Genomic DNA, 16,224 nt, shown 5'->3' on the forward strand with positions numbered 1-16,224 from the left:
GTTACTTGGTTTTATTTATAACATATGCTATTGTCTAGTTCAACTGCCAGGTTTTTCTGGGTTCATTAGAATCACATACAAAAAAGACCTAGCATACGCCAGGCCTTTCAACTTCATATTTTCAACACCGGTGGAACGTCTTTTTGATGCTTTAAAATGAGCCATTTCAATAAAGATTCACATTGCACGAGTGATTTCTGTACAATCCTGCCGATCAACAGCGCACTCACAACGGTTCCGATTCCCACTGGCCCGCCGAGCATCCAGCCAAGAAGCGCCACAATCACTTCAATCGATGTGCGGATCGTGCTGACGCTGAAACCTGTTTTCTGAACCAGAATCAGCATCAAGTCATCCCGCGGGCCGGCGCCCATTTTCGGTGAGACGTACATGCCGACACCATAGCCCATCACGAAAATACCCGCTATAAAAATCAGGATTTGCCCGATTAGCGAATGGATGTCCGGGAGAAGAAAATTGAATAAATCAATAAACAAACCGATCAACAGCATATTAAGCCATGTCCCGAACTGCGGCCACCTTCTGCGCACGAGGGACGTAGTGCTGATCAGTGTAAACCCTGCAATGATCGACCAAGTGCCGATGGTCAGGCCGAAATTCTCGTACAAGCCGACATGCAAAACGTCCCACGGCCCGATGCCGAGACGGTAGCCTTTGATGGTCATGGAGATTCCAAGACCCAGCAACATCATGCCGGACAGGAAAAACAGCCACCGGTAATACATAGATACTTTCATCCTTAATCCTTCTTTCTTCTGAATCCTATGCGCCGAATCAGCGGACAGGAAACATTTACGGCTTCGCCGTCAATTCCGCAAATTCACCTTGTGTGGCTTTCAGTAAATCTTTCGGTTCCAGTTTCAACTGTGCACCGACTTTTCCAGCAGAAACGATGATGGCATTCAACCGAGAGGCTTGTTGGGCGACGAATGTCTTAAAAGGCTTTTTCATACCAAGCGGAGAACAGCCCCCACGCACGTAACCCGTGAGCGGCAAAATCTCCTTCACCGTGACCATCTCGATTTTCTTTTCGCCGCAAGCTTTTGCGGCCATTTTTAAATCCAGCTCTTCTGCGACTGGCACAAGAAATACATAATGGTCCCTTGAAGAGCCCACTGCGATAAGTGTCTTATAGACAGTTTCTACAGGCACTCCGATCTTCGCTGCTACTGATACCCCGTCGATTTTCCCATCATCGGTGCTGTACTGAAGCGGCTCATAATCGATTTTTTCACGGTCCAATATACGTGCGGCGTTGGTTTTTGCTGCTTTTTTCGCCACCTTGCCCCCTCCTGTCAGTCGTTTTGCTCGAGCAGTTTCTTCAAGGCATCGGCCATTGCCGTGTTTTGAGGCGGCTCGTCCTGTTTCTTCAAATACTTATTAACATCTTTCTTGTTCGCTTTCGATTGTCCTGCTTTTTTGCGTTTTTCAAATGCTGATAATTTTTCACGGTGTCCGCATTTGCAGACAAACATTTTATTATCGCCATCGCCGACCATGTCCATGCGTTTATGGCAATTCGGGCAGCGGGCATTTGTCTGCATCGAGACGTTTTTCTTGAATCCGCATTCGCGGTCTTGGCACACGTGCATCTTGCCGCGTTTTCCATTCACTTCAAGGAGCGGCTTGCCGCAGTCTGGGCACATTTTGCCGGTGATGTTATCGTGTTTGAATTTCTGGTCGCTGGACTTGATCTCAGCTACCGACTTTTTCGAAAACGCGACCATTTCTTTCATGAACTGCTCTTTCTTGAGCTGCCCTTTGGCGATTTTGGTCAATTGCGTTTCCCAATCCGCCGTCAATTTCGGTGATTTCAAATCTTCTGGCACAAGCTCCAATAGCTGGCGCCCTTTCGACGTAATCGTCAAGTCTTTGCCTTTTTTCTCAATGAGGAAGCTATTGAATAATTTGTCGATAATGTCGGCACGCGTGGCGACAGTTCCAAGGCCCCCTGTTTCGCCGAGCGTCTGGATCAGCGCTTTCGATTCTCCCGCCATGAACTGGGCCGGATTTTCCATCGCCCCAAGCAAAGTTCCTTCATTGAAAAATGCAGGCGGCTTGGTTTTGCCTTCAGTCAAGGTGATGCCTTTCAATTCCACGGCCTGTCCTTGTTCGAATGGCGGCAACGTCGACTCGCCTTCTTCGCCGGCGTCGTTATAGACACGCTTCCAGCCATCATTGCGGATCGTATTGCCCTTTGCCTGGAATGTTTCACCTAAGACATCGAGCGTAACGGTCGTCCGGTCATACTCATGCTGTGGCAGGAAGACGGCCAGGAAGCGGCGGACGATCATATCGTACAATTTGTACTCCTTGTCGCTGAGCTCATGAAGCATTGGCGTTTCTTCAGTTGGGATAATGGCATGGTGATCCGATACTTTCGCATCGTCGATGACGCCTTTTTGCGGAACTCCTGCACTTTTCAATGCCGCGTTTGCCAGCGAACGGTATTCCCCGACCTGCACAGCCTTGATATGTTCTTTTAAGGTTCCTTTCATATCGCTCGTCAAATGCTTCGAGTCCGTACGCGGATAAGTGACGATTTTATAGCGTTCATAAAGGTTCTGCAAGGTATTGAGCGTTTCTTTGGCGGACCAGCTATAGCGTTTGTACGCTTCTTTTTGCAATTCGGTCAAATCAAACAATGGCGGCGCCGGCTGTTTTTTCGGCGTAACTTTGACATCTGTCACCTTGCCTTTATTCGCCGTATCGAGTTTGGCGAATAAACGGTCGATCCGCTCTTTATCGAAACTCTGCGGCGATTTCCCGTCCGTCCAGGTGAATGAGGCATTGTCGCTGATTGCCTGAAGGCCGTAATAAGGTTTCGGCTGGAAGTTGCGGATATCCTGTTCGCGTTGTGCAATCATCGCAAGCGTCGGCGTCTGTACGCGTCCTGTCGATAATTGCGCGTTATGCTTCACTGTCAATGCGCGCGTCGCGTTGATTCCGACGACCCAGTCGGCTTCGGCGCGGGCGACCGCTGCCTGGAACAAGTTTTCATACGCTTTGCCATCTTTCAAGTTTTGGAAACCATCTTTGATCGCTTTATCGGTGACAGAGGAAATCCATAGCCGCTTCACCGGCTTATTGACTTTCGCTTGCTCTAAAATCCAGCGGGCAACGAGTTCCCCTTCACGCCCTGCATCGGTCGCGATGATGACTTCCTTTACATCGCTGCGATTGAGCTGCGCTTTCACTGCATTGTACTGCTTCATGGTCTGTTTGATCGGCACCAATTTGAACGGCTCCGGAAGAATCGGCAGGCTTTCCATCTTCCATTCTTTCAAGTCGTTATTGTATTGTTCCGGCTGTGCATGCGTCACCAAATGGCCGAGTGCCCACGTGACGATATATTGTTTGCCTTCTAGAAAGCCGTTTCCCTTTTGGGAGCATCCGAGCACTCGCGCAATATCGCGCGCAACGGATGGCTTTTCTGCAAGAACTACTGATTTCATAAGCTAAAACCCCTTTTCTACAGCGTCTAGTATAGCATCTTCTCCCCGTCCTTGTGGAGGAAGCGCATTCGATCGGCCTTATGTCTTTTTCAATTAACTCCAGTATTTCGGCCGTGAAAAAACCTCCCGAGGGAGGTTTTTTCTCAGCTTGTCGAGAAACCTTAGCAGCTTTTTTGCGTTTCGCTCCAGCCGGACGCTTTCCGCGGGCACGGCCTCAGCCGCTTCGTCGCTGGCGCTCCTGCAGGGTCTTCGGCTCGCGTCGCTCCGTCGCAAAGCTCCGTCACTGCTCCCGCAGGAGTCGCCGCCTTCCGCTTCACTGTCGTTTTTTTGACTACTCAATCCTAGCGAACCGGTGTATGCTGACAAAAAAAGAAGTGAGCGAACGCTTCTCCAAATACTTAGATAGGTCATTGATTTTTAAATATCGAAAAGGTTATCCTCTTTTAATTCATAACTGACTTAATAGACTCCTTTAACACTCCATAAAAAAACCTCCCGAGGGAGGTTTTTTCTTAATGGTCATCGATATCGAGTGTATCTTTTGAAAGGTGGGTGCTCATTTCTGCATATTGCACAAATACGCGAGCTAGTTCGCGCAGGCGGTCATGGACATCGTCATTGATGATGGCGTTCGTGTCATCGAAATGGCTCGTATGCGTGTAGACGTAGTTCGGCGTCACGAGGCAACGGAAATAATCAAGAATCGGTTTCAGCTGATTCTCGATGACCAAATGATGCTGATACGTGCCGCCATTCGCGACGATAGACACCGGTTTGTAGCGCATTGTCCGCGGATGCAGCATATCGAATGCATTTTTCAAGACACCTGGAATCGACCCTTGGAAAATGGGCGACGCGATGATATAGCCATCCGCTTCTTCAAAACGCTGTACCATTTCACGCATGCTGTCGTTGTATTCTGCGTTCGGACGGCCATCCACGAATTGATGTTCATATTCGCTCATGCTCAAAATACTCAATTCCATCTCCGGATTCTCTCGCTCGAGATAGACTTTGATCTGTTCCAATACGGCGCCGGTCTTGCGCCCCAGTATTGTTCCATCCACTAATAAAATCTTCATGATCCTGAATCCTCCTTGACTACGTATAAGCGGGCAGCGGATTTCCACTGCCTTTTCCTATTGATTGATCTGGTGCAGTGCATGCTGCAGCTATTGTTTATCATAGCAAAGACACATTCCTCGTGCGTATCGATAGGACTTATAATGGAAGATTTCATTCTTTAGTCTGAGAATCCTTTTTGATGCGTTTTGTTTCCAGGCGCTCCTGGATGCGGTCGGAATCACGCTCCGGCCCCGTGAAGCTAATGATGGTATCGCCTTGCTTCGGCTCCAGTACTTTGTCGGATGTGAAGAACTCAATATTGCCCTGTGCCGTTTCAATGAATAATGGAATCGTATTGGCGGACCATCTCTGATTGAATTCTTCATATGTGAAACGCTCGGTCAATTTCGTCGAACGGATAGCGTAGCCTTGTTCTTCTTTTTCATCAAGCACGTGGATGTTCCAATCTTCGGTGAAAAGAATACGCCCGCTCAATGAGGAGTGGAAATCAGCAGGATCTCCTTGGTGAAGTGCCGTCTGGAACAAATTGATGCGCCCCATTTCCGGGACGAAGTTATTGACGACAAGCGCATTGAATGAATCCGTTTCTGAAGCGACAATCATTTTCTCGTAAGGCGTTAAATCCACTTCATATTCCGTATGCTCGGAAAGGATATTCCCGACATAAGTCTTAATACCGATTTGGCGCGCTTTTTGCAGGCGGCCCCAGGAATCATCGACGAGCAACACGTTTTTATCCATATCGTAAAGGGCTTTCGCCATCGCAGTCGTGAATCGGCTGGCCCCGATAATGATGATTCCCGGATCTTCCGCTGAAGCGAGACCCAATTTGCGGCCGACCCATGTAATGGAAAATCCATGCGCAACAACTGTAGAAAACACGAGCGCAAAGGTCAACGCGGTCAATAGTTCCGCATCTTCAAAGCCGGCATCCAATAAGACGCTGGCGAAATAACCCGATACAGTCAGTGCAACAATGCCTCGTGGGGCGATCCATCCGACCAAGGCTTTTTCCTGCCAGCTCAAGTCGGTGCCGATGGTCGACACCCAAATGGACAACGGACGGACAATAAACAGCATGACCAGTACAAACGAAATAATAGACCAATTGAAAATTTCAAACAGCACCTCCATGCTGAGTGAAGCCGTCAGCATCATGAAGACACTGGAAATCAACAGAATGGACATCGTCTCTTTAAAATGCCGCATATCGTTGATGGAGGTAATGTTCATATTGGCCATGACCATCCCCATTGCTGTTACCGCAAGTAAACCGGTCTCATGCATTACAATGTCCGAGATCACAAACGTCAATAACACCACGCCGAACACCATCGGCGATTTTAAAAATTCCGGAATTTGGCCGCGCTCGAACATCCAGCCCATCCCGAGCCCTGCTGCTGCACCGAGTACGGTCGCGAAAAGCGCCGCGAGGAAGAACAGCCCGAATGCAGCAGCGGTGACATCCCCTTCTGCAAATAATACGAATTGGAATGCAAACAAAGCCAATAATGCACCAAACGGGTCGACGATGATGCCTTCCCATTTCAATAAGGCGGCAGGCCGGGCTTTTAGCTTAGCTTGTCGAAGCAAAGGCATGATGACGGTCGGCCCTGTCACGATGAATAAGCCTCCGATGACAAATGACACCGCCCATGAAAGGCCAGCGACATAATGGGAAGCTAAAGTCCCTCCTGCCCAGGCAAGCAAAGCACCGAATGTAACAATCCGCCATACCGGCTTACTGAATCCGCGGATCTCCTTGAAATTCAAGTTCAAGCTGCCTTCAAACAAGATGATGGCAACCGCAAGCGACACGAGCGGCCGGAATAAATCCCCAAAACTCTCTTCCGGGGAAATCACGCCAAATATTGGGCCAATCAACAACCCGGCAATCGACATCAACACAATCGCTGGAAGGCGGAGACGCCAGGCGATCCATTGTGACAGAACGCCGAGGAAAATAATTAACATGATATCGAACAATAAACTGTCGATGGCATCTCACTTCCTTTTTTCATTTTTTGTTATTATATCGGAGTAGTAGTGCGCAATGAAAGCGAGAAGCCAAGCGTATCCATTTAAATTTTCTCTAGTTGTGGTACAATACAGAGAAAAACTAGGGTGATTTTGTTGAACAAGCAGGAAATCGAATACGCCATCGCCGAACTGAAGAGCGATTACGTACGCCAACAGGGTGATATTGAAAAATTGGAAACGACCGGCCACACGAAAATGGTCGACAAAGCCGAAGAACGGCTTGAACAAATGGAACAGCGTCTTGCGGAATTAAACAAAAAACTCGCGGAACTTTAACCGCGGTTTTTTTTATGGAAAGTGGAGGAACATATACATGAGTTTATTAACAGTAGAAAGCTTGAGCCACACATTCGGTGACCGTACCCTATTCAATGATATTTCTTTTCGTTTAGTCGAAGGGGAACACGTTGGGCTCGTTGGGGCAAACGGCGTCGGAAAATCGACACTGATGAATATTTTGACAGGCAAGCAAATCCATGACGAAGGAAAAGTCGAATGGCAGCCAAAGACCCATTACGGCTATTTGGACCAGCACACACAGCTGGCACCAGGCCGCACCATCCGCCAAACTTTGCAGGATGCTTTCTTGCCGCTTTATGAAAAAGAAAAAGAATTGAACGATATCGCCATGCAAATGGGCGAAGCCGATCCGGAACAGCTCGAAACTTTGCTCGAACAGATGGCCGAAGTGCAGGATGCACTGGATGCCGGTGATTTCTATACTTTGGATGTCAAAGTGGAAGAAATCGCACGCGGGCTCGGGCTCGATGCTATCGGGCTTGAGCGCAGCGTCGAATCGCTTTCAGGCGGGCAGCGGACAAAGCTTTTATTAGCAAAGCTATTGCTGGAAAAACCGAAAGTGTTATTGCTAGATGAGCCGACCAACTATCTGGATGAAGAACATATCCAGTGGCTCGTCAATTACTTGAAAAACTATCCGCATGCTTTCCTGCTCATTTCGCATGATACGGAATTCATGAGTTCAGTGACTGGGGTTATTTTCCACTTGGAATTCTCCCGTTTAAACCGCTACACTGCCTCTTACGAAAAGTTCATTGAGCTTGCGGAATTGGCAAAAAAGCAACATCTCGAAGCTTACGAAAAACAAGAAGACATGATCAAGAAAACCGAAACCTTTATCGCGAAGAACAAAGCGCGCGCTTCGACTACTGGACGCGCAAAATCCCGCCAGAAGCAATTGGACCGCATGGACCGCATCGAAAAGCCGGAAATGGCGGCCAAACCGCAATTCGCCTTTAAAGAAACACGCAGCCCAAGCCGCTATGTTGTCGAAGCGGAAGCGTTGCGCATCGGCTACGACAAGCCTTTATTGCCGCCTTTATCGTTCATGATCGAACGCGGCGAAAAAATCGCGCTCGTCGGCATGAACGGTGTCGGGAAATCGACTTTGCTCAAGACGATGCTCGGCAAGATCAAGCCGCTCGACGGAGACGTCATCCGCGGTGAATATTTGACGCCTAGCTATTTCGAACAGGAAGTCAAAGCCCCGACGCATCGCCCGATCGATGAAATCTGGGATGCCTATCCTTCGATGGACCAGGGTCAAGTGCGCGGCGCCCTTGCCCGCACCGGCTTAAAGAGCGAACACATCGGCCGCCCGATGAACCAATTGAGCGGTGGCGAGCAAGCAAAAGTGCGCTTGTGCAAATTGATGCTCGAAGAAAGCAATTGGCTGATCTTTGATGAACCGACGAATCACTTGGACATCGATGCGAAAGCTGAACTCAAGCGTGCGATGCAAGCTTATAAAGGCACAATCGTTCTCGTCAGCCACGAACCGGATTTCTACGACGGCCTAGCCACAAAAGTATGGAACGTGGAAGACTGGATCGAAGCCGGTAAGCAAACTCAAGAGTAAACCAAACCAAAAACCCGCTGCACACATGAAATTTTGTGTGCAACGGGTTTTTTAGTTGGATATAAAGGGTTTATAAGAAAGCTCTGCGCGAATGAATAATAGAAAAAGAGAGCGAGAGTTTGATTGTGGAATCGTTCCGATGTTCGATTGGCGTTTCTTGCTAGTATTCGCCGCCATGCTTTGGGTTGGCCTCTTGCCATAAGCCAAGAAGAACACTTGTCTTACGGCATCGGCTCACCCCTTTACGCTGGTCGGCTTGAAGATTTCATTGATTCAGGTGCATTTAAATAGATCTGCTTCTTTAGGTAGTTGCCGGCTAGCGGGGAAATCGCTTCCCTGGTCTAGTTTCTATTAAGCTATTGGAATATGATTGTGGAATCGTTCCTGCATTCTATTCTTACATCAGCTCATTAATCGCCGCCATGCTTTGGGTTGGCCTCTTGCCGCAAGCCAGGAAGAACGCCTGTCTTACGGCATCGGCTCACCCCTTTACGCTGGTCGGCTTGAAGATCTCATTGATTTGGGTGCGTTTAATCAGATCTGCTTCTGTACGAGTTGCCGGCTAGTGGGGGAATCGCTTCCCAGGATGCAGCGTCTGGTACGTCGGTGCTTCAGCCAAAAATTTTGTTGCTGGATCGGAACTAACTAGCCTCTCCAGACTATAGATAACTTGAGCTACAAAACATGAAGCATTTCCTCATTTTCTATCGAATGGACAGAAGAAGTTTTCTTCCCCTCTAAAACTAGAGACGAAGTGGAAGGGGGCTGACGCCTGTGGGACCGCGCGGGCTGGCGAGACAATCGTGTCGCGTCCTTTGCGGCACGTTGGCTCAACACCCGCCCCACGGCAAGCAGCCCCCTGCAACGTAGTCGAAAAGCGGAAGCTTTTCCACTCACTTATTTTTATTTCTCTAGTATCCTGCTGGCCCCAAGCAGCCATTGAAGCACAGTCGAATAGCACAAGCTATTTATACTTACTATGTTTCTCATATCTTTTACTTACTTCCCTTCAATAAGTCGTCAGCTTGAAGAGCTTTTGGAAGTTGTAGATGCCGCGCTGCCAGAACGTGAACTCGTCTTGGTATTCTTCCAGGTCGAGTGTGTAGAGGGCATCTTCGTTGTTCCACAGCCGTTCGAAATACGTATCCAGTTCGCCGACCAATTCGCTATCGGTCGGCGCTTTGATGAGAATATCCGCTTCTAAATTATAATCCATCAGCGTGCGTTCGGTCATATTGGCGGAACCGCCTAGAATGACCGTTTCTTCGCCAGTTTGAATCATTATTGTTTTGGTATGGAATTGCCCGACTACCGGATTGTACCAGCGGACTGCCAAAGAGTCGCTGGCTGCATCCACCATCCCGTTCACTGCCGGCCGGTTCGGCAAACCGGTCTTTTCGTTACCAAATGCATTTTTGTTTGGATCGAGTACAAGCTGTACTTCCACGCCGCGATTCGATGCTTCCACCAGACTGTCGACTACACTACTCTCGGATAAATAGAACATGGCCATCTGGATGCTATCGCCTTCCTCTGTACTGTCCATATGCTTTAAGAGAGCTTTCAAAATTTGCCGTTCAGTGACATATTGCACTTCATATTCACCTGATTGTTCAGGCATTTCCGCTCTCGGAAAATCTGGGCCACCTGATAATTTCGAGACCGCTTCCTCAGCTTCCAGAATATCATCGAGCACCGGCCCGCTGACTCGGAATGCCATATTGCCATGTAAACCGCTTGCATCGTGCGGATTGGCTGAACTGATGATTGCTTCCTGCTCTGAAACAACGGTCTTCCGATGATTCGCCTTGATGTTCATCATTTGCATGTAAGATGAAAGCGTCATATCCGGTGCGTCGCTAGACATGGCATTTGCTATCCAACCGTCCCCCGGATTATCGAACCATTGAAAGATTACACGGTACAATCCTGAATACAGCGGCATCGAATCGCGCAATTTGTCGAGATCAGTGATGATCACTTCAACGCCTTCCGTTTCCAAGGTTTCTAGCAGCAAACTTTCATAAGAACCGTACCCCACATTCAATGGGTCGGTGATGAAATAAATCGGGAAATCGGGATTTTCTTTCTTTTTTTCAATTAAATGATCCGCCAAGCGTTCTGCAATCGCTGGATACGCGGTTTCCGTATCGTTGTAATTATCGAATAGGAACAAATCAAGCACGAGAAATTCTTCCGCCTCATCAATCAGTTCATGGATTTCATCGAAAATCCGCAGTTCACTTTCCAAATCGGTGCCTTTCTTATCCTGTGCATAGCTCAGGTCATAAATCATTTCCACTTGTTCGACACTGTGCAGATCGCCCGCGAATGAAACACCCTCGGGCAAAGGTTTAAATGTCTGCCAAATTACTACAATTATATACATCGCAGCAAGTATCCCTACAATTCCCATAATAATGCGCCTTCGCTTGCTGTAATCCTTGATTCTTCTCATGTCTCTCCCGCTCCTTTTCTTCATTATAAGCGGAAGAGTTATAGAAAAATATAAGTTATTATTTCCCATATTAAAACCCCAACCAATTGATGGTCGGGGTTTGGAAAATACTAGGCAATCACTACATATTCGCGGGTTCTTACATCTTCCATAAGCATGTCTTTCAAGCGCTGTTTGCCGCGGTGCAGGCGGGATTTTACCGTACCGATCGATACTTTCATCGTCTCCGCAATTTCAACAAGTGAATATTGATGCACGTAAAAGTAAACGATTGTCGTCCGGTAAATCGCATCCAGTTCCGAGATTTTGTGGCGGATCATGACAGAGACATCTTGTTTTTCCAATAATTCAGCGGTACCCGTCTCATCGGTCGGGATCAAATCCAGCAGCGAGACATCGAGCCCTTCCGGCTGGTTGGCGATATGTTTGCTGCGGCGCACATTTTTGCGGTAGCGGTCTCGGAATGTATTCATGCAAATGGTCGTCAGCCAGGCTTTGGCATGGTCAACTTGGGCGATTGATGATTCATAGCGTACTACTTTCAGCCATACTTCCTGCATCAAGTCCTCAGCTTCGGCTTTGTTGCGGGTAAGTTTTAGGCATAAATGATAGATATAGCGGTTATATTCGGCATATAGCTCTTCCATCGGTGTTACCTCCGTCCGGTGATCTTATGCCCTTATTGTGCCTGAGTTTAGGCTTACGCTCTATCGTTCCCTCTTTCAGTCTCCTTACAATGTTGTAAGAAACAAAAAATCCGGCCCATCGTTCGGGCCGGATTACTGTTATTGTCTCTTAGTTCCGTTTTCGCTGATTGTTTCCTGCTCTTCAGGTTCAGCAATCTTTGTGATTGTTAGCCGTTCAATGCGATTTCTATCCATCTCATTGACGATAACATGCAGGTTTTCGTAAGTGAATTCTTCGCCGACTTCCGGCACATGGCCAAGCTGCTGCATGACAAAACCAGCAATCGTGTCATGGTCTTCTGGAACCTCGACTTCGAACATTTCATTGACATCTTCAATTTCCAAACGGCCGTGGCAAGATAATTGGCTGTCGTTGATTTCGAAGACCAATTCGTCGTCTTCATCGTCGGTTTCGTCTTCAATATCCTGGCCGATCATTTCCTCGATGATGTCTTCGTGCGTCACAATCCCGAGCGTTCCGCCGTATTCATCCAAAATGACAGCCATATGTTTTTTCTTCGCCATCATCAATTTGAATACTTTCTCGACGCTCACCGATTGCACAACGAATAACGGATTATCATCCATTAATTCCGCCAAGGTCAAGTTCGGGTTCATCGACCATTCGATGAGTTTTTTGGAATAGAACAAGCCAACGACATTGTCCATGCTTTCTTCGTATACAGGATAACGCGTATATGAAGAATCCAGGATCAAGTCACGGACTTCTTCATAGTTCAGGTCGATCGATATGCCGACTGTGTCCGTGCGGTGTGTCGACATAACATCCGAAACATCCTTATGCGGGAAATCAAGCACGCCTTTAATGCGTTCCGATTCATCTGCCTCGAAGGTTCCTTCCGTCGAAGCGATATCGACCATCGTCCGCAGCTCTTCCTTCGTCATCGTCGCTTCTTTGACGCTGCCTTTAGAGATGATGCGGATGAAGATATTAGTGAACTGGGCGAGCAGCCATGTTAAAGGCTTAAAGATAAGAACGAGAAATGCGATTACCGGCGCTACGATATAAGCGATTTTATCGGCAAAAGTCGCGGCAATGGTCTTTGGCAGCACTTCACCGAAAATGATGAGGACAACCGTCAAGATGGCTGTCGCCAGTCCGACCTCCCACCCTTCCGTGATGGCGATAGTCGTGACGAGCGTAGGCAGCATGATATTGGAAATATTATTACCGATCAAAATAGTCGTAATCATTCGGTCCGGCTTCGCGATCAACTTTTCAAGCTTCTGGGCTTTGATATCCCCCTGCTCCGCGCGAAGATGGACCTTCATCCTATTAACTGCCGTGAGTGCCGTTTCGCTTCCCGACAGGAAAAACGACATGATCAGAAATAATGCCAATGCTATAAACAAATTTACTTCCTCCAGTAACATACATATAAAATTTTTTCGATCTGTTTCCGTATTATCCATAATACCACAGCAATTTTCCTCTTGTCGAAAAGGACAACTTAGCTATGCTATAATTTCCACATACTAAAAATACTGGAAAGCAGGGATTTTATGAACGCCACTCAAATCGATAAGTACTTCAAAGATCACCGCCAGGCCCATCTCGAAGAATTGAAAAGTTTTTTGCGCATTCCATCGGTCAGCTCCCTTTCCGAACATAAAGCCGATATGCAAAAAGGCGCGGAATGGCTTATTAAATCATTGACGAAAGCAGGCCTTGAAAATGCCAGCATCGATGAAACCGATGGCCATCCGGTCGTCTACGCCGACTGGCTCCACGCCGAAGGCAAACCGACGATCCTTGTTTACGGCCATTACGATGTCCAGCCAGTCGACCCGCTTCATTTATGGGAAACACCGCCTTTCGATCCGCATGTGCGTGACAATAAATTGTATGCGCGCGGTGCAAGCGACGATAAAGGCCAAGTATTTATGCATATGAAAGCGGTCGAGGCATTGCTTCAGTTGAATGGAGAACTTCCCGTCAATATCAAATTCATCCTTGAGGGTGAGGAAGAGATCGGCAGCCCAAGCTTGCCGAAATACGTCGAAGACAATAAAGAAAAACTTTCGGCTGATATTATCGTCATTTCCGACACAGGCATGCAAGGCCCGGGCCGTCCAGCTGTCTGCTACGGGCTGCGCGGTCTCGCGGGCATCCAGATCGACGTCAAAGGCCCTAAAGGCGACCTGCACTCTGGTCTTTACGGCGGTGCTGTCCAGAACCCGCTGCATGCCATTGTGGAAATCCTTGAATCGTTCCGCGATAAAGAAGGCGTCATCCAAGTCGAAGGCTTCTATGACGATGTCCGTCCCGTGTCGGACGAAGAACGTGCTGAATTTGCCGCGCTTGATTTTGATTTGGAAAATGAAAAGCAGGCAATCGACATTTCAGAAGATTTCGGCGAGAAAGGCTATTCATTCGTCGAGCGGACATGGATCCGCCCGACACTCGAGATCAATGGCATCACCGGCGGATTTTCCGGCGAAGGCATTAAGACCGTCTTGCCAGCAGAAGCCAGCTCAAAGATCACTTGCCGCCTCGTTCCTGACCAAGACCCGGATGACATCATCGCCAAGCTGAAAGCGCATGTTGAAGCGCACAAGCCAGCGGGTGTCACGGTGAATATTACCGAATTCGATAAGGGCAAGCCGTTCCTGACGCCATACGACCATCCGGCCATCCAGGCAGCGGGCCGCTCGTATGAAAAGGTGTATCAAGTGCCGACCGCTTTCACGCGCATGGGCGGCTCGATCCCGATTGTCGCTGCGTTCGATGAAATTCTTGGATTCCCTGTCGTCTTGATGGGCTTCGGGCTGGCATCGGAAAATTTCCACGCACCGAACGAACATTTCCATTTGGAGAACTTCGATAAAGGGCTCCGCGTAATCAGTGATTACTTGTTTGAAGCATCAACACTAGACCAATAATCTTCATAGCCTCCCCTGATTTGGGGAGGCTATTATTTTTATGAAATTGCAGTTATTTGCTGGAGGGATACGATGGTTATTTTGTATTGGATAGGCAGTTATTTACTTGGCACTGTTTTGACCGCACTATGGATAGGGAAATGGAAAGGTGTAGACCTGACTGCTTCAGGAAGCGGCAATCCCGGCGCCCGCAACGCCTTGGCCGTTCTTGGCCGCAGAGCCTCCCTATTGGTATTTCTCGGCGACTTCCTGAAAGGATCGATCGTCGTGTGGGCAGGGCTTTGGCTCGAATTCTCTTTATTATCTGTTGCCGTCGCGGGATTACTTTCAGTCATCGGGCATATTTATCCGCTATGGCGCAAAGGCCGTGGGGGCAAAGGCATCTCGACTTTTGCCGGTGTCGCCTTCTGGCTGACGCCCGATTTGTTTTTAGCGATGATTGTCTTGTCATTCGCTTTCTATCCGTGGCTGAAAAGCGCCACTTTATCGATGCTCGCAGGTTTCAGCGCTTTTTTCGCCGTCGCTTTTGCGTTTCAAGTGCAATCCGTAGTCTGGCCGCTGTTTCTGGCCATTATTATTATTGTAATTCGGCACAAAGTGGATATTAAAATTTCAATGGAGACACGTTTTCCTTCAAACAAAGCATGAATGTCCCGCTCTTGGAGATTTTTATTCAAGAAAGCTAGGACCATATTATTATCCGTGTTATAGTTTTATTATTCAAAATACTCAATAGATAGGGGTTTTACGATGAAAAAACCGATTGCATGGATCATGGATACGACCGGATATGTCACAGAACAATTCAAATCGCACCCCGATGTCTATATCGTCCCGCTGAATATCCATTTTGGCTCGGAAGAATTTATCGATGACGGCATCGATCTCTCAAACGATGAATTATACGCACGCATGAAAAGCTCAAAGGATTTCCCGAAAACCTCCCAGCCATCTGCAGGGAAATTTGCGGAACTTTATGAAAAGCTGAAAGAGGAATACGAATGCGCCATCGCTGTCCATGCCTCCGCCAAATTGAGTGGCACGATCGCTTCTTCCATGACCGGCGCCGAGATGACGGATTTCAAGGTATACACTGTCGATTCACTCGCTTTGTCATACGGGCTGTCTGGGCTTCTTGATCGCGGATTGAAGCTGCAAGATCAAGGGCTTTCCGCTGAAGAAATTACCCAGCGGCTTGAGCAGGAAACGACAGATTTCCGCAATTTCATCTTGATCGGCAATTTGAGCCAATTGTATAAAGGCGGCCGGATGAGCGGCGCACAGTATTACATCGGCAGCGTCCTGAAGATCAAGCCGATCGTCCAGCTTACCGAGAAAGGCGAACTTGAGCCGATCGACAAAGTTCGTTCCCATAAGAAAGCGCTGGCTTATTTGCTCGATCGTGCAAAAGCAGACCACGAACAATACGGGATCGATTACTTCCAGATTATGCACGGGCACATCCCCGAACAAGCCGAAGAACTGAAAACAGAACTTTTGAAGTTCGCGCCTGATGCGGAAGTACTAATCGGCAACTTGAGTTCATCCTTGGCTGTCCATGCCGGAGAAGGCACCTTAGCCTTTATGTGGAGACGCCCACCTGCCCACGTATAAGAAAACGCTAGTCTTTATGCCTATCTTACAGCATTTTTCCGGGAAAATACGGGAATTTCTGATACAATAAGGGCATATGAA

13 protein-coding genes are annotated in these 16,224 nt (G+C 48.0%); 5 read left to right on the forward strand and 8 right to left on the reverse strand.

All coding sequences use genetic code 11. The features are described from left to right. Positions 1-113: 113 nt before the first annotated feature. The 5 genes from AUC31_RS12410 to AUC31_RS12430 all read right to left on the reverse strand — a co-directional run bounded on the left by AUC31_RS12410 (position 114) and on the right by AUC31_RS12430 (position 6,536). On the reverse strand, positions 114-758 hold the full coding sequence (locus AUC31_RS12410) for a YczE/YyaS/YitT family protein (RefSeq protein ID WP_058382884.1): 645 nt from the start codon (positions 756-758) through the stop codon (positions 114-116). A gap of 55 nt (positions 759-813) precedes the next feature. After that, a complete protein-coding gene (ybaK, locus tag AUC31_RS12415) occupies positions 814-1,302 on the reverse strand; it encodes a Cys-tRNA(Pro) deacylase (RefSeq protein WP_058382883.1) in 489 nt (162 codons plus the stop codon). 14 nt (positions 1,303-1,316) lie between these two features. Next, positions 1,317-3,476: a DNA topoisomerase III gene (locus AUC31_RS12420; protein WP_058382882.1), complete on the reverse strand. Its 2,160-nt coding sequence runs from the start codon at positions 3,474-3,476 to the stop codon at positions 1,317-1,319. A 512-nt stretch (positions 3,477-3,988) separates the two neighbouring features. Next, complete coding sequence (locus AUC31_RS12425; protein WP_058382880.1) at positions 3,989-4,558, reverse strand: NADPH-dependent FMN reductase; 570 nt, start codon at positions 4,556-4,558, stop codon at positions 3,989-3,991. A gap of 154 nt (positions 4,559-4,712) precedes the next feature. Further along, positions 4,713-6,536 (reverse strand): cation:proton antiporter, encoded by a 1,824-nt coding sequence (locus AUC31_RS12430; protein WP_058382879.1) that lies wholly within the window; start codon positions 6,534-6,536, stop codon positions 4,713-4,715. A gap of 159 nt (positions 6,537-6,695) precedes the next feature. On the opposite strand from AUC31_RS12430, the gene AUC31_RS12435 reads away from it, so the two are divergent. Next, on the forward strand, positions 6,696-6,878 hold the full coding sequence (locus AUC31_RS12435) for an SE1832 family protein (protein WP_058383796.1): 183 nt from the start codon (positions 6,696-6,698) through the stop codon (positions 6,876-6,878). A 37-nt stretch (positions 6,879-6,915) separates the two neighbouring features. Further along, the gene (locus AUC31_RS12440) at positions 6,916-8,481 is read left to right on the forward strand and encodes an ABC-F family ATP-binding cassette domain-containing protein (RefSeq protein ID WP_058382878.1); all 1,566 of its coding nucleotides are present in this window, start codon (positions 6,916-6,918) and stop codon (positions 8,479-8,481) included. A 1,009-nt stretch (positions 8,482-9,490) separates the two neighbouring features. Here the strand turns inward: AUC31_RS12440 and AUC31_RS12445 are convergent. The 3 genes from AUC31_RS12445 to AUC31_RS12455 form a co-directional block, all read right to left on the reverse strand. Continuing rightward, positions 9,491-10,939, reverse strand: a complete 1,449-nt coding sequence (locus tag AUC31_RS12445; protein ID WP_237150602.1) for a phospholipase D-like domain-containing protein — start codon at positions 10,937-10,939, stop codon at positions 9,491-9,493. A 110-nt stretch (positions 10,940-11,049) separates the two neighbouring features. Further along, on the reverse strand, positions 11,050-11,586 hold the full coding sequence (locus AUC31_RS12450; protein WP_058382877.1) for an RNA polymerase sigma factor: 537 nt from the start codon (positions 11,584-11,586) through the stop codon (positions 11,050-11,052). Between the two features lie 138 nt (positions 11,587-11,724). Next, positions 11,725-12,999 (reverse strand): hemolysin family protein, encoded by a 1,275-nt coding sequence (locus tag AUC31_RS12455; protein ID WP_058382876.1) that lies wholly within the window; start codon positions 12,997-12,999, stop codon positions 11,725-11,727. 150 nt (positions 13,000-13,149) lie between these two features. On the opposite strand from AUC31_RS12455, the gene AUC31_RS12460 reads away from it, so the two are divergent. The 3 genes from AUC31_RS12460 to AUC31_RS12470 all read left to right on the forward strand — a co-directional run bounded on the left by AUC31_RS12460 (position 13,150) and on the right by AUC31_RS12470 (position 16,143). Further along, complete coding sequence (locus AUC31_RS12460; RefSeq protein WP_058382875.1) at positions 13,150-14,529, forward strand: dipeptidase; 1,380 nt, start codon at positions 13,150-13,152, stop codon at positions 14,527-14,529. A 72-nt stretch (positions 14,530-14,601) separates the two neighbouring features. After that, positions 14,602-15,177: a glycerol-3-phosphate acyltransferase gene (locus AUC31_RS12465; RefSeq protein WP_058382874.1), complete on the forward strand. Its 576-nt coding sequence runs from the start codon at positions 14,602-14,604 to the stop codon at positions 15,175-15,177. Positions 15,178-15,279: 102 nt separating this feature from the next. Beyond that, on the forward strand, positions 15,280-16,143 hold the full coding sequence (locus AUC31_RS12470; protein WP_058382873.1) for a DegV family protein: 864 nt from the start codon (positions 15,280-15,282) through the stop codon (positions 16,141-16,143). Positions 16,144-16,224: the final 81 nt, after the last annotated feature.

Origin of the sequence: Planococcus rifietoensis, from assembly GCF_001465795.2 — a bacterium.
GTDB lineage: Bacteria > Bacillota > Bacilli > Bacillales_A > Planococcaceae > Planococcus > Planococcus rifietoensis.

Bases quoted from the DNA above. Each gene is read 5' to 3' on its own strand.
- AUC31_RS12450 (WP_058382877.1), bottom strand. From the start codon at position 11,586: ATGGAAGAGCTATATGCCGAATATAACCGCTATATCTATCATTTATGC.
- AUC31_RS12470 (WP_058382873.1), top strand. From the start codon at position 15,280: ATGAAAAAACCGATTGCATGGATCATGGATACGACCGGATATGTCACA.
- AUC31_RS12445 (WP_237150602.1), bottom strand. From the start codon at position 10,939: ATGAGAAGAATCAAGGATTACAGCAAGCGAAGGCGCATTATTATGGGA.
- AUC31_RS12440 (WP_058382878.1), top strand. From the start codon at position 6,916: ATGAGTTTATTAACAGTAGAAAGCTTGAGCCACACATTCGGTGACCGT.
- AUC31_RS12410 (WP_058382884.1), bottom strand. From the start codon at position 758: ATGAAAGTATCTATGTATTACCGGTGGCTGTTTTTCCTGTCCGGCATG.
- AUC31_RS12465 (WP_058382874.1), top strand. From the start codon at position 14,602: ATGGTTATTTTGTATTGGATAGGCAGTTATTTACTTGGCACTGTTTTG.
- AUC31_RS12420 (WP_058382882.1), bottom strand. From the start codon at position 3,476: ATGAAATCAGTAGTTCTTGCAGAAAAGCCATCCGTTGCGCGCGATATT.
- AUC31_RS12460 (WP_058382875.1), top strand. From the start codon at position 13,150: ATGAACGCCACTCAAATCGATAAGTACTTCAAAGATCACCGCCAGGCC.
- AUC31_RS12430 (WP_058382879.1), bottom strand. From the start codon at position 6,536: ATGTTAATTATTTTCCTCGGCGTTCTGTCACAATGGATCGCCTGGCGT.
- AUC31_RS12425 (WP_058382880.1), bottom strand. From the start codon at position 4,558: ATGAAGATTTTATTAGTGGATGGAACAATACTGGGGCGCAAGACCGGC.